The 13,320-nt window shown below is 32.9% G+C and carries 15 protein-coding genes; 8 read left to right on the forward strand and 7 right to left on the reverse strand.

The features are described from left to right. The first annotated feature begins 525 nt into the window (after window positions 1-525). The 5 genes from ASJ80_RS05530 (at window position 526) to dapB (ending at window position 5,255) form a co-directional block, all read left to right on the forward strand. Window positions 526-1,170 carry a TetR/AcrR family transcriptional regulator gene (locus ASJ80_RS05530; RefSeq protein ID WP_069584767.1) on the forward strand — a complete coding sequence of 215 codons (645 nt, stop codon included), beginning with the start codon at window positions 526-528 and terminating at the stop codon, window positions 1,168-1,170. Between the two features lie 152 nt (window positions 1,171-1,322). Further along, the gene (locus tag ASJ80_RS05535) at window positions 1,323-2,009 is read left to right on the forward strand and encodes a DUF169 domain-containing protein (protein WP_069584769.1); all 687 of its coding nucleotides are present in this window, start codon (window positions 1,323-1,325) and stop codon (window positions 2,007-2,009) included. Between the two features lie 32 nt (window positions 2,010-2,041). After that, window positions 2,042-2,758 carry a hypothetical protein gene (locus ASJ80_RS05540; RefSeq protein WP_069584772.1) on the forward strand — a complete coding sequence of 239 codons (717 nt, stop codon included), beginning with the start codon at window positions 2,042-2,044 and terminating at the stop codon, window positions 2,756-2,758. A gap of 60 nt (window positions 2,759-2,818) precedes the next feature. Then, window positions 2,819-4,285: an MFS transporter gene (locus ASJ80_RS05545; protein WP_069584775.1), complete on the forward strand. Its 1,467-nt coding sequence runs from the start codon at window positions 2,819-2,821 to the stop codon at window positions 4,283-4,285. Between the two features lie 151 nt (window positions 4,286-4,436). Continuing rightward, the gene (dapB, locus tag ASJ80_RS05550) at window positions 4,437-5,255 is read left to right on the forward strand and encodes a 4-hydroxy-tetrahydrodipicolinate reductase (protein ID WP_069584777.1); all 819 of its coding nucleotides are present in this window, start codon (window positions 4,437-4,439) and stop codon (window positions 5,253-5,255) included. Between the two features lie 551 nt (window positions 5,256-5,806). Here the strand turns inward: dapB and ASJ80_RS05555 are convergent. The 6 genes from ASJ80_RS05555 to ASJ80_RS05575 form a co-directional block, all read right to left on the reverse strand. Next, window positions 5,807-6,103: a hypothetical protein gene (locus tag ASJ80_RS05555; RefSeq protein ID WP_069584779.1), complete on the reverse strand. Its 297-nt coding sequence runs from the start codon at window positions 6,101-6,103 to the stop codon at window positions 5,807-5,809. Between the two features lie 556 nt (window positions 6,104-6,659). Continuing rightward, window positions 6,660-6,812, reverse strand: a complete 153-nt coding sequence (locus ASJ80_RS16975; RefSeq protein WP_176720301.1) for a hypothetical protein — start codon at window positions 6,810-6,812, stop codon at window positions 6,660-6,662. A 112-nt stretch (window positions 6,813-6,924) separates the two neighbouring features. Then, a complete protein-coding gene (locus tag ASJ80_RS05560; RefSeq protein WP_069584781.1) occupies window positions 6,925-7,332 on the reverse strand; it encodes a hypothetical protein in 408 nt (135 codons plus the stop codon). A 251-nt stretch (window positions 7,333-7,583) separates the two neighbouring features. Then, complete coding sequence (locus ASJ80_RS05565) at window positions 7,584-7,916, reverse strand: hypothetical protein (RefSeq protein WP_069584783.1); 333 nt, start codon at window positions 7,914-7,916, stop codon at window positions 7,584-7,586. Window positions 7,917-8,291: 375 nt separating this feature from the next. Next, the gene (locus ASJ80_RS05570) at window positions 8,292-9,131 is read right to left on the reverse strand and encodes a CPBP family glutamic-type intramembrane protease (RefSeq protein ID WP_245837486.1); all 840 of its coding nucleotides are present in this window, start codon (window positions 9,129-9,131) and stop codon (window positions 8,292-8,294) included. Then, window positions 9,119-10,384, reverse strand: a complete 1,266-nt coding sequence (locus tag ASJ80_RS05575; RefSeq protein ID WP_069584785.1) for an alpha/beta hydrolase — start codon at window positions 10,382-10,384, stop codon at window positions 9,119-9,121. Before ASJ80_RS05575 ends, ASJ80_RS05570 begins: the two co-directional genes overlap by 13 nt. A 130-nt stretch (window positions 10,385-10,514) precedes the next feature. On the opposite strand from ASJ80_RS05575, the gene ASJ80_RS05580 reads away from it, so the two are divergent. The 3 genes from ASJ80_RS05580 (at window position 10,515) to ASJ80_RS05590 (ending at window position 12,756) form a co-directional block, all read left to right on the forward strand. Next, window positions 10,515-10,946 carry a MarR family winged helix-turn-helix transcriptional regulator gene (locus tag ASJ80_RS05580; RefSeq protein WP_095652046.1) on the forward strand — a complete coding sequence of 144 codons (432 nt, stop codon included), beginning with the start codon at window positions 10,515-10,517 and terminating at the stop codon, window positions 10,944-10,946. A gap of 582 nt (window positions 10,947-11,528) precedes the next feature. Continuing rightward, the gene (locus ASJ80_RS05585; protein WP_095652047.1) at window positions 11,529-12,242 is read left to right on the forward strand and encodes a class I SAM-dependent methyltransferase; all 714 of its coding nucleotides are present in this window, start codon (window positions 11,529-11,531) and stop codon (window positions 12,240-12,242) included. A gap of 334 nt (window positions 12,243-12,576) precedes the next feature. Further along, window positions 12,577-12,756 (forward strand): MarR family transcriptional regulator, encoded by a 180-nt coding sequence (locus tag ASJ80_RS05590; protein WP_245837487.1) that lies wholly within the window; start codon window positions 12,577-12,579, stop codon window positions 12,754-12,756. Window positions 12,757-13,088: 332 nt separating this feature from the next. Here ASJ80_RS05590 and ASJ80_RS16980 read toward each other — a convergent pair. Further along, on the reverse strand, window positions 13,089-13,320 hold a 232-nt coding region (locus tag ASJ80_RS16980), incomplete at its 5' end, for a hypothetical protein (RefSeq protein ID WP_179288741.1).

Consider the following 13,320-nt stretch of genomic DNA (forward strand, 5'->3'; position numbering starts at 1 on the left):
GACTATTAGTAATGTTTTTACTAAAAAAGTCTTAAAAAAGTTAAATTAGCATTAACTCTTTGAAAATGGTAGTAATATAGCCCTTTGCAGATTTTTAGAATTAATTACATGTGCAAATAAGTATTTTAAAATATGATTAAAGAAAAATAATTGGTTTTAGTCCTATTTTTTAGTACCGCAAATATGATATATATTAAATTTAATAAAGAAATCGAAGGGCGAAGTATCATTTCAGATATTCATAAGTTACCCTAAATTTAATTCGCCCTTCAATATGAGTTTCTAATTATTTCTAACTTATTTTTTATAGATATGTTAAAAACAGATTGAAAAAATTATTTTTGCTGGTTTATTAAGTTAACTGTCTTTAATTTCGAATAAAAGCTCTTTTTAAATAATCAATTTTGTATTGTAGTTTTTATTTTAAACCGAAACATTTATATAGTCTTGGACTCACAAGTTATATTACTGACTCATGAGTCATTAACATGATTTAGTAGTCATGATAAGTATAGGTGAAATATTATGTCACTTGCAAAATGGAAGGAAAGAGAAAGAGAACAGCGCCAAAATGATATTATCGACGCTGCTCGGAAATTATTAATCGACAGGGACTTTGATGAAGTTTCTATGGACGAAATAGCAAGAGAAGTGGGGCTTGGCAAAAGCACGCTTTACCTTTATTTTAAAAATAAAGAATCGCTGTACTTTGCCATAGTCTTACGCGGAATCCGAATCTGGGATAAAATGATTAAAGAAGGAGTTGAAAAAGGAAATACTGGTTTAGAAAAGTTTATAGCATATGGAAATGCAAACAGGGAGTTTTCTACTAAGTACCCTGATTACTTCAGGCTGTTGTACTCCCCCACATCAATTAAAAAACAGTTTGATATGGACAAAATGAACAGCAGTGAAGAATTCCAGGAAGTAAGGGGGCTATTTAAAGAAATAATGTCTGTAGGAATAGATTCCATACAAAAAGGTATAGAAGACGGTGAAATCAGGCAGGACATAGACCCTGTGGAAGCTGCAATTCTTTTATCTGTGATCTTCAACGGTAAGGTGAACATGGGCGACTGGGCTAAAGAGATGCTTGAAAACAGGGGAATCAACGAAGAGAAATTTAATAGTGATATAGGTGATTTGTTTCTCCACATGCTAAAGAAATAATGAAATGAATTAGTTGTATGGGACGGCATAAAATTTTTGTAAAAAAATTTGGCTGTAATGAAATGTGTTAATTTAAAAATTAAACCAAAAAAAAATAAAAATTTAAATTTTAATCAGCATATAGGTGTTATTTTAGTAAAGAGGTGTTAAATATGGATTATAATGAATTGGGAAAGAAATTAAATGAATTTTTAAAATTGGAAAATGAACCTGTGGCCATAAAATGGTCTGTAATGGAACCCCAAAATATTGAAAAGGAAAGCGAAAAATCAAGATTCTGCACAAAACTTACCAAAGCTATGGGAGGGGAAATATTTTATTCTACCCTTGAAGAAGAAGCGTGTATGGGCGGTGCAAGATATTGCGGACTTAAAGATATGAAAGAATACCCTGCAAATGTGCAAAGCGGAGCATTCATGGTTCCAAATGGCCTGTATAAAGATATTGCTGCAGTACAGCGTTCAAGAGAATATGAAACATACATAAATCCCGGGATTTTCAGTGCAGTTGTTTTTGCCCCTTTAAACAGGGCAGAATTTGATCCAGATGTGATATTCATGCTCTGCAGCGCAAAACAGGGAATGGAAATACTCCACGCAAATGCATATGACTCAGGAAAACATGGGATGGGCACTGACGCAGTTCCTGTATGTAGTTCAATGGCTGCAGCACCTTACATGACTGGTAAAGTCACTTACGGGTTCGGCGACGTTGCAGCAAGGAAAAATATGGACATTAATCATGAAGATATAATGGTCAGTGTTCCTGGAAGTGACCTGCCCCGTATAGTTTCTAATCTGGAGGAGATGAGAACTAAAATGTTTTTTAGGGAAGAATAATTCCTTTTTTTAAATCTATTGGGGGGAAAATCATGATTGAAAGCTTAAATATAAAGAAAACACCTAAACAGCTTTTAATTGAGGCGGGAATTGGTACATGGTCTGCAGTGGGTGTTACTATCGCATCAGCTATGTTTCTGATCGCGCTTGTAGTTACTTTTGTAATATTTCCGCTGAATTTTAACTGGCAGGGTATAGAAGTTTATGCCCAATCTTACACTCAGCATTACTGGCAAATATTGATGTTTGTGGTTCCATGTTTCCTTATCGCGCCTTTATACCTCATTCTAACTGTAATCATTCATAGATTCACCCCTGAAGAAAAGCAGATATTAAGTCTGCTAGGCATCGTCTTTGCAGTGGTATATCTAGCACAGATCACTGCCAACTACTATTTGCAGATGACTGCTATATCCCAGAGTATTTCGACAGGATTGCTCGATGGGACTACTCTCTTTGCCTTCGGTAATTTGAATTCTGTCTTCTGGTCCATGGAAGTACTGGGATATACATGGATGAGCCTGTCTATGATTTTCATTGGGCTTCTATTCAGCGGAGGGAAAATAGAAACAGCAGTAAAGTGGATATTTGTGGTAAATGGTATACTTGGGGTTGTAGCAATTATACAAGCAGTTACACACCTGGACTTTGGATTCCCTTTCTCACTTGTGTTGTTTGCGTTTACATTTCCCGCATCAACTGCAATGATAGCGCTGCTTTTTAACAGGCTAAAAAAGACAACAATTTAACTTTTTAGACTGTTGGAATTATTATAAAATATTTTAAAAAAGGAACCTCATGTGATAACTATGAATTATGAAAGCCAGTATAACCTTGCTAAAGATAAAATAATTATGATTATGGCAGGATTAATGGTAGGCCTCCTTGTAGCTGCCTTTGATTATTCAATCATGGCCACAGCTATGCCAAAAGTTATTAACAGTCTGCAGGGCATGGAATATTATGTGTGGCCCTTTACATTTTACATGTTAACATCCACCATTGCAATAATCATTTTTGGTAAATTATCAGATATTTACGGCAGAAAACATGTTTTAATCGCAGGAATTATCATATTTGTCGTAACTTCGGTTATGTGTGGTTTTGCAACCAGCATGCTGGAACTGATTATATTCAGGGGGCTTCAGGGAATTGGAGGCGGAATTTTGATATCACTCCCATTTATTGTGGTTGGAGAAATTTTCGCTCCGAGGGAAAGGGCCAAATATATGGGAATACTCGCATCAGTATTTGGACTTGCAGATGTTCTGGGGCCGATTCTTGGGGGCGTAATTACAGATGCTGTTGGATGGAGAGGAGTGTTCTTTGTAAATGTCCCTGTTGGGATTGCGGCTGTAGCATTGATTCTTTATTCACTTCCAAATTTCAAACTGGGCGGTGTTAAAAAAGTCATTGATTATGGGGGAATAATTACATTTACATTAGCTTTAAGTTCGCTGTTCCTGGCAGTGACATTTACAGGAGATCTAAATAAATACCCATTAGTTGAGATAGCCGGACTTCTTGTATTTTCGGGGATTATGTTTATATTGTTCATTTCTGCTGAAAAAAGAGCTGCAGAGGCTATTTTACCATTGAGATTATTCAAAAATTCAATATTCAGTGTTTCAGCAGTAGAAAGCTTTTTAGCAAGTGCACTGATGTTTTCAGGGGTAATTTACGTCCCTTTATTTGCGCAGGGTGTTTTAGGAATGAGCGCTACAAACGCAGGGTTCCTAATGATCCTCATGTCACTAAGCCTTACAATGGCATCAATAATTACTGGACAAATTATATCAGTGACAGGGAAATATAAACATCTTGTAATTGCTGAATTTGTTATAACTGGAATAGGGGTCGTGCTTCTTGCTACAATGAATGCCAGTACGTCTCCTTACCAACTGGTTGCATATTCGACAATTCTCGGTATTGGTTCTGGAATGGCATATAACATATTCAATGTGGCGGTGCAGAACGCATTTACACTACGGGATATAGGTATTATAACAGCTTCAATGCGGTTTTTCAGGAACATAGGTACTATAATATTTGTTCCAGTATTTGGGTTTATAATGAATTTCACTTTAGAAATTACAGTTACATTGGGCAAAACTCAAGCTTTAGTACTTTCTATACAGAATATTTTCCTTGCAGCCATAGTGCTGGCATTTGCAGGGTTGATTATCGCATTCTTACTTAAAGAAATACCTTTAAGTGGAGATACACCTGTAACTCAAGAAGAAGTTCATGGCGAGTGTATAGAAAAAGTAAAATAACTTTTAATGCTTATATAAATCTTAAAATATCAGAAATCACTTAAATACAACAGGATGAATTTTAAATTTATAATTAAAAAGTAAAAAAGTAAAAATACTGAATGAAAATGAAGAAAAATTTCATTTAATCAGGTTAACTAGAGGTAATAAAATGATTAAAGTAGCTGTAACAGGTGCAGGCGGGAGAATAAGCTCTAAAATAATTAAAGCTATACTTGAACAGGAAGATATGGAGCTGGCGGCAGCTATAGGGTCTCCAGATACTCCACTTGAAGGAAAGGATGTAGGTGAAGTAATAGGTGTGGGAAATATTGGCGTTCCAGTAAACGGCGCCCAAAAGCTCGCTGAAGTTTTAAATGAAAAGAAACCCGATGTCCTCGTTGATTTTACTAGGGCTGATGCAGCGGAGGGTACGATCCAAACTGCTGCAGAGTGCGGAGTTAATGTGATTGTAGGTACAACTGGATTTTCAGATGAACAAATGGCATCTATAAAAAGATCCATCAGAGAAAATAATGTTAATGCAGTTATTTCTCCAAATATGGCAGTGGGTGTGAATGTGTTCTTTAAGATCATAAAAGATCTTGCCAGAATCTTAGAAAACTTTGATATTGAGATAATAGAAGCCCACCACAAGCATAAAGCTGATGCACCGTCTGGAACTGCCGTTAAAGCCTATGAAATCATAGCTGATGCACTTGGGAAAAATAAAGATGAAATTTGTGTATATGGTCGGCATGGAATGGTGAGTAAACGAGGAGAAGGAGAAATAGGGGTGCATGCTGTTCGCAGTGGAGATATAGTTGGAGACCACACAGTGCTTTTTGCAGGTGAAGGAGAGCGGATTGAAATTATCCACAGGGCACACAGCAGGCAGGCGTTTGTATCTGGAGTGATTAAAGCGGTGAGGTATGTTGTCGGTGCTTCAAAGGAAATAAGTGATATGGGAGATGTTTTAGGTATAAAATAAAATGTAAGATGTTTATCTTTTATTTCAATATTTCATTAAAATATTGTTTGGAATTGATGAGAAAAATAGCCTAAATTTTAAATAAAATATTTTAGTTAATCTTTTAGAATATATAAATGATTACGCTCATGCCCAGAAGTTGTGCAAATAATATTGTTTCATTTTCGTGTGTCTGGTTAAGTAAATTGCATTTTTTAAGATGAGTCCCATGTAATCAATTAAAATTACAATTTAACATAAGTATAACTCATACACAGGATCATGGACATGAGCAAATGATTATTATTTATTTAAATTATTTAAAAATATTTTTTATAAAATTCATCTTCTTTTTAATTTAATTCGATTTTAAAAAGTAAAGAGTACAGGTGGTTGGAATTATTTAATGTACTAGTTACCCATCAACATTTTTTAAAAGGTTTGAAATCTCATGATTTTTTATAAAATACCATGGACACCTACAAAAGCAAGTGTCCAGGATTATTTAGTGTATTGCGGGTAATATTTGGCTATTTTAATTTAAAATGTGCCGTATATACAATGAAATTCCTTTAATTTCCATTGACTATTTCATCCCCCACTTTCTCAAAATACTCCAAAAATTCTTTTTTCTTAGATCTGATGGATTCTAAAGTTAAATCTGGAGCGGGGTTTATCTTGAAAAAAACATTTATAACATCCTGATTACTGCTGCTTTTTTCAATATATGCGTTGTCTTTTAATTCGCTTAATTTTTCGTTTATGGGATTTATGTAATTAAATAATAAACCAGATCCTCTAAAATTCCATATATAATTTTCAATATCTGCTACTTCTTTTAACTTAAATACATTTTTATCACAGTTCATAGTTTCTCACTATATTCTACTATATTCTGCAGATTACTTTTATCTATCGGTTTTTAGTACTTATTGGGAGTTATTAAGGTTTAATCATACAAATATTACTTTTCAAAAGATCTAGCTTAAGAATCCTGTAAAATAACTCCAATTTTTAAATTAATTAATTGATAAAACGGTTTCAAATTAAACAGAGTAATTTCACCTGAAACCAGATATATGCACATTATGGAAGCAATTCAGGAAGCAAAACCTAGATTTTTGACTCGCAAGTTTGAAATGAGAAACTTTTAAAATAAAAGCATTAGAAATTAGTCTAAAGTATCGAGATGAGCGACTTTTATAGAATTCCTTAGCTGGATCTAGAATATTGCCTTAAATAGTAGCTTCTAGCGGGAAATTAGGCCTTTTGAGAATTAGAAGTGATTAGTTCCTTGGGAGAGCTTTGCAGTATTTCAACCCTGATAGAAAGGACGGTGGTTCTATTGGATGTACTGCAAGTGAATCCATTAAAAGGTACCTATCAAATGAGTTCTACCCTGAGACCACAAATTAAATTCTTTTTTTACGAAATCAAATCAAATGAGTTCTTCAACGATTCCACTAACGGGTCGAATCTATCAAGTATAACTGCAAACTTTAAACCATTACGGGCGCCATACACGTATATTACAAAGACAACATCCTTTCGAGGAGCATGATTATCATAATATTTCACTTATTTAACTAAATACTCCTCCTCTTCCCAGGAAAAGACTCGTCTAGGGACTGCAATCACCGTTTCACACATTATTTAATTGAAAAAAGTTTAATAAAAAGAATAATTAAAATTATTTGAGCTTTTTATAGAATTTAGAGAAATTGTATGTTATTTTAGTTTTAACAGTACTCATCACAGACATTAATCGGGGTATATTATACATTATTATTTCACCTGGCTTTTTGGGGGGAATGCCGCTAGTACTGATGGTTTTCAGTTTTTCAATGCCTTGTTTTTGTTTTTTATAGTGGTAGTCTCCAGGTTCCTTAGATCGTTCATCTGATAACTTCGTCTTATTGGTCAAATTTTCAGCAGTAAAATCACTGGTCACAACAATGGGATAATTCATTGAAGTTTCAGTTGTAACAGCCGGAGTGCCGTCTCCTGAACTGAAATTTACAGCTGACACTCCCCCAGTGACTGTAGCCATTGAAAAAATTAAAGCTATAACAAAAGCAATTACTTTATTTTCATACATGGTTTCATCCTGTTCAAATTAATATAGATTACATTTTATTTTAATTATATATAATACTTGTTGAGAATAATTTACTATTTACCCCTATTTTTAAAAAAAATAAAAAGCAGCCACTTTTAGTCCTATTTTTGTAGTACTAAAAATAGGAGTTGTATAAAATTTAATAATAAAAAGAAAAGGAGGTACAGCACCTCTATTTAATGTTTTAGATATTATTGGAGAAATTCTCCCTTCCTTTTTATGAAAATAACTTACTTTTGTGATAAATAACCTAAATGTATAATTATTCCACGTATTAAGAATGTTACTCCCGTTATAATGCTAATTAAACTTTCTTTAGACCACGGGTAAATATTTAAATTCATTATGCCGATAAAAACAGCCAGTAACAATATGAAACTAAATATTATGGATAATGATGCTGTTTTATGCTCTAAAACACTGTTAAAAATTAGAAATAGCCCGGTTAAAAGGAAATAGAAATTAACAAAGGATATAGAATAACTTGAAACTATAAGATAAACGGTAGAAAATACAAATAAAAGCCCTAATGCAAACAGCCCCTTATCTATAACTCTTACCAATCTATGCCCTCCCAATTAGTATACTTTTTACATCACTTTCTAAGTATATCTTAAATAATTTTAGTTTTTAAAGAAACTCAAGGCTGTTTCAGTACAGTAAATTGAATTGATCATGTTTAAAAATGACAGTACTATAACCCATTGTAAGAATTTTAAAATTAATTCCAGGTGCAAACAAGTACAGGGAATAAGTTCAAGTAAAATTATTTTAAATTTATTCCAGGTGCCGAATAAGTACTGCGGAAAAGTTCAGTGTATTTAATTTTAAAGTTGGCCCTTAAAAAAATTATGGAATTACTTCCTGCTGGTTGGGAAGTTCAATCAGAAATACAAGAAAAAATATAAAAAAAATTTAAAAAAGAAAAATATGGCGTCTTACATCAACACTAAAAATGGCACAATTACGTGCAGCACGATATCTGCTGAAAAATGAGATATCATAGCTGATTCTAGCCCTTTCCTCCAGTAAAGCCACCCGAATATAATTCCACCGGCAGCGTTTAAAACGATGGTACGTACAACTATCAGAGGTGTAAGCGCTGTTATAGTCGTTACGGCAGGCAAGTGGCCGATGCCGAACATAACTGCAGCTAAGATAATTGCCAGCCATATTCCTGTCTTTGTTGGTTTTCCGCCACTTGTTTTTTTGATTTTAAAGAATATCCATACAAGAAGGGTCATTAAGAACAGCCTTAACAGAATTTCTTCATTTATTCCACCGTAGAATGATGCCAGGAATCCCTGCCATACTGGAGGGTTCACTGAAGCCTGAGCTACATTAATTGCTGCTCCTGCAAGGGAGAATAAAAAGTCAAGCCCGGTTATAAGAATACCTGCAAGTATTCCAAGCCCAACAGATATTCCAAGTATTGATTTCAGGTAGCCTTTCACTTCCCTGCCTTCAAGCCATCCCTCTAAAATTGGAAGGCCAAGTCCGACCTTTTTAGCGAGGAAAAGGCCGATAAGAATAACAACAGCAAACATAATTGTAGTCTGTATGATTTGGCCGGTTAAAAACACGTATAAAGGTACCTGTAAGTTCTGGAGTACACTCCCCTCTAATGTCAAAGTGTAGGGAAACACAGCTATTGTCCCAAATATACTTGCAATCAGTAAAGTTATAAACAATTTCCAGTTGGTTTTCATATTTTCACCACTTAATTTGTAGAATTGCCCAGAAAATAATCGTTTTCGAGGGCAGCTTACTTTATCCATTCCACAAGGGAATTTATTACCTCTTTTTCTACATGGCCTTCAACCATGTACTCCTGCGGGCTTGATTTACCTTCACCGGCTATGAATAAATGGTTTAACTCTGGGAAAACTTTCAAAGTGGCATTTTCCCTGTGGTTGAGTGCATCTTTCCACCCTTTAAAATCTTCAGATTCCAGAACCTGGTAATCACGTCCGCCTTGAAGAACCAAAATGGGCATGCTTAAAGTTTTAACAATAGCTACCGTGTCATGATTGTGTAAATCTTTCCAGTAATCAACAGGCATTGCTAGAGGTAAGTCCTGCCTTGAAATGTTTTCTATAAATTCAGGGTCCTTTAATTTGTCCACTTTTTCTTTTAAGTCATCAAGCTCAGCTTTTTGTTGTTCAGTCATATTGCCATCAAGGTTATACAGGTAGGTAAACTGGTCTAATATTGTTTCTTCTATTGAACGAGTTATGCCGGCCATGATTATTATTCCTGCTAATCCATTATCCTGTTGAGCTATACGTGGAGCAAGTGTGGCTCCCAGGCTGTGTCCTAAATAAAATACTCGTTTAGGGTCTATACCTTCTGTTTTGCACATTAGATCAATAGCAAGTAATGCATCGTCTATCACTTCTTCTTTAGCGGTCATTTGATCCACCAGGTCTGGTGTTAACTGTTTGGCATGTACGAAAGTTCTTTTATCATATCGAAGTACTGCAATACCTTTTGAGGCTAAACCCCATGCAATGTCTTTAAATATCTTGTTGGGGCCAATTGTTTCATCCCTGTCATTTGGACCAGAGCCATGTACCAGTACTAGGCCTGGAAAGGGTCCAGAGCCATCAGGTACTGTCAAAGTTCCAGGCAGTGCCCATTTTCCCTCACCAATAGTCGTATCAATCTCATGAAATGCAGATTTTTCAACATAGTCCGGTGCATGATACTCCATATTTGTTGGAATAAAATTCAAACCGCTGATCTGTCCTTCTTTGTTAAAAGTAATCTGTACTTCAATTATAGATCTTTGAAAACTGCAGGGGATAGTAACAATTCTGTAACTTTCCACTTCTGCAGTCTTTGGTGCATTTAGCTGTATTAAAGTTCCGGCTTCTTTTATTGTATTAATCCATGTTTCCTGTAATTTGGCCTCATTTAAGGCAATTTTCATCTGGTCATCGAATTTACTGGCGGTAGATGTAAAATCACCTGCAAGCAGCAGACCAATAAAATTTTGTGCTGTTTCTATTAAATCTTCAAATGAATTCATAATTTGATCCCTCCGATACTACGCATATCAAACTATCTGTAACACATAATATTTGTTAACTATAATATATACTTATCGGAATATATAGCTATCGGAATATTTATATCAAGAAAACGATAGAAAATCAACCATGAATGATGAGGATATAAGGATAGTTACAGCTCTTTTTGATGTAATAAACAATAAATTAAGTAAAGCAAGTCAAGAAACCCTGTTAAAAATTTATAAAAATTTAACTATAGCCGAAGCAAGTGCAATTTATGCAGTGGGGCCTGAAGAGCCTAAAACTATGAAACAAATTGCTGAAACACTGGGGGTTGCGGTGAGTACTCCAACAAGAACCATAGATAGGCTGTTAGAAAAAGGGTTCGTAAACAGGAAGGTAGGAGAAAAAGACCGTAGAAAACTTTTAATTGAATTAACTCCCAAGGGTAAAAAATTACTGGTAGATATTGATAAAGAAAATTTAGAAATCACTAAAAAAATGTTAAATGGTCTTAAAGATGAAGAAATAGAAAAATTTAAAGAAATACTGTTTAAAATAAGTGAAAATATTGAATAAAGTGCATTTATTTGTCAATATTAAATTTAAAGAAAGTGTCTGGATTAAATGGACTATTGATTAGATAAAATCCATTAAAATGAATTGTTATTATGGATAGTCTTCATTTTACCTAAACTACATTATTGTAAAAAGTAATGATTATTCTTATTTTACTTATTTCTACTTTTTTTAGTTTATTTAAAAAAATATACTAATGTTTTGATTTTGGTAGTGTATTTTTGAATATGTGGAAAATTGCACAATTATATTTTTTAATCGATGTAGCTATCTATTTAATAGAATGAAATTTTACATTTTAAAGTTATTATTTTGAGTTTACTTATCTCAAGAAGCAAATAATTTATCAAAATTTATATATAATAATATCCAATAGTATTAACAATAAACATATAATTAACAAGTAAAATTTTAAATATTGAAGTATGTGATTAGTGGAATGAAATGATTGGAGTGCATGCTATCAATAAATTAGTGATGGATTCATTAGCTTTTAAATTCGATGATCTTGATTTTTTAGGGGAAAATAGTAAGTGCCACAGGATATTTAGTTTTTAGAGTAAACATTAGGGGAATTAAAAAATGGACTTTGAGAAATATTCAAAAAGCGGTACACAATTTTATAGCGAAGTAATACCTTCTACACTTCTAAAATTTGTTAAAAATGTAAAATGGAATTCATATATAGATTTAGGCTGTGGTGATGGTTCATTATTATATGCTCTTAATAATAAAAGGTTTTTTGATGGAAAAAAGGTGTATGCTGTTGATTTATCCCAATTACGAATTGATAACGTCAAAAAAATAAATAAAGATTTTATTTGTTATATCTCAGATACATGTAACCTTAAAGATATTAAGGATAATAGTATCGATTTTGTTACGACTACTCAAGTTATAGAGCATGTTGAAGATGATGAAGCAATGATTAAAGAAATTAGGAGAATATTAAATAGTAATGGAATTGTTTACCTTTCAACAGTTTTCAAAAAAAGATATGCATGGTATTTTTATAGATGTAATGGCAAATGGACTTTAGATCCAACACATGTACGAGAATATACGAAAGACAGTCAACTATCAGATATTATCCGGAATAATGGTTTTAAAATAGTATATAATAACAAATCATTAATTAAAATGCCGATAATTGATTTTATTTTTCGTAAAATGGGTTTTAAAAGAAATGTTTTTCAAAATTCTTTTTTAGCTTATCTTAGAAAAATAAGTATTCCTATATTTGGATATTATAACTGGGAAATTATACTCAAATCTAAAAGTGAACTACATATATAGTACTATTTAATTTTTATTAGTGGTACAATTATGATGAGATAATTATAAACATTCTAAAATACTATTTTTTTAAGTCAAGTTCTTTTCATTGTGGATGTGGAAAAGACTAAAGTTCTTCCAATTGTTAGAATAATCAGTGGACATTAAATCTTGCATTAAGTATATTTTGCCAAATTTGGGATTTGATGTTGATGTGGTATGTCTTTACAGTTCGATTTAACTGATGCCGATTAATTGATATTTTCTAAGAAAGATGGATATAATTGTTAAAAAGATTTTATAGTTTGTTTTTAATTTTAAAATGGAAGAATATAAAGAAACACTGGGGGTTGCGGTGAGTACTCCAACAAGAACCATAGATAGGCTGTTAGAAAAAGGGTTCGTAAACAGGAAGGTAGGAGAAAAAGACCGTAGAAAACTTTTAATTGAATTAACTCCCAAGGGTAAAAAATTACTGGTAGATATTGATAAAGAAAATTTAGAAATCACTAAAAAAAATGTTAGATGGTCTTAAAGATGAAGAAATAGAAAAATTTAAAGAAATACTGTTTAAAATAAGTGAAAATATTGAATAAAGTGCATTATTAAACAAGAAAATTCCTTTGGTTTACTTATATTATAATTAAAAATTGGCCACGGAAATTAAGAATTTGTCTTATCTATTTTAATGAATGCCATTTTTTAACTGCATTTTTTTTATTTTAAATTTATATCATAGAAACTCATTTTGTTATATAAATTAACGCTCATGCCCGAATGTTGTGTAAATAATATCGCTTCACTCGTGTGTCTGGTTAAGTAAATTGTATTTTTTTAAGATCTCATATGATCAATTAAAACTACAATTTAACATAAAGTATAACTCATGCACAGGATCATGGACATGTAAAAATCTCTCAAAAAACCGAAGGTTTTTTGGAGCGCAAAATTAGAAATTTTGCAAGCCGTCGAAAATTCGTAGAATTTTTGGGCCGCAAAATTAGAAATTTTGCAAGCCGTCGAAAATTCGTAGAATTTTTGGGCCGCAAAATTAGAAATTTTGCAAGCCGTCGAAAATTCGTAGAATTTTTGGGCCGCA

The organism is Methanobacterium bryantii, assembly GCF_002287175.1.
GTDB lineage: Archaea > Methanobacteriota > Methanobacteria > Methanobacteriales > Methanobacteriaceae > Methanobacterium_D > Methanobacterium_D bryantii.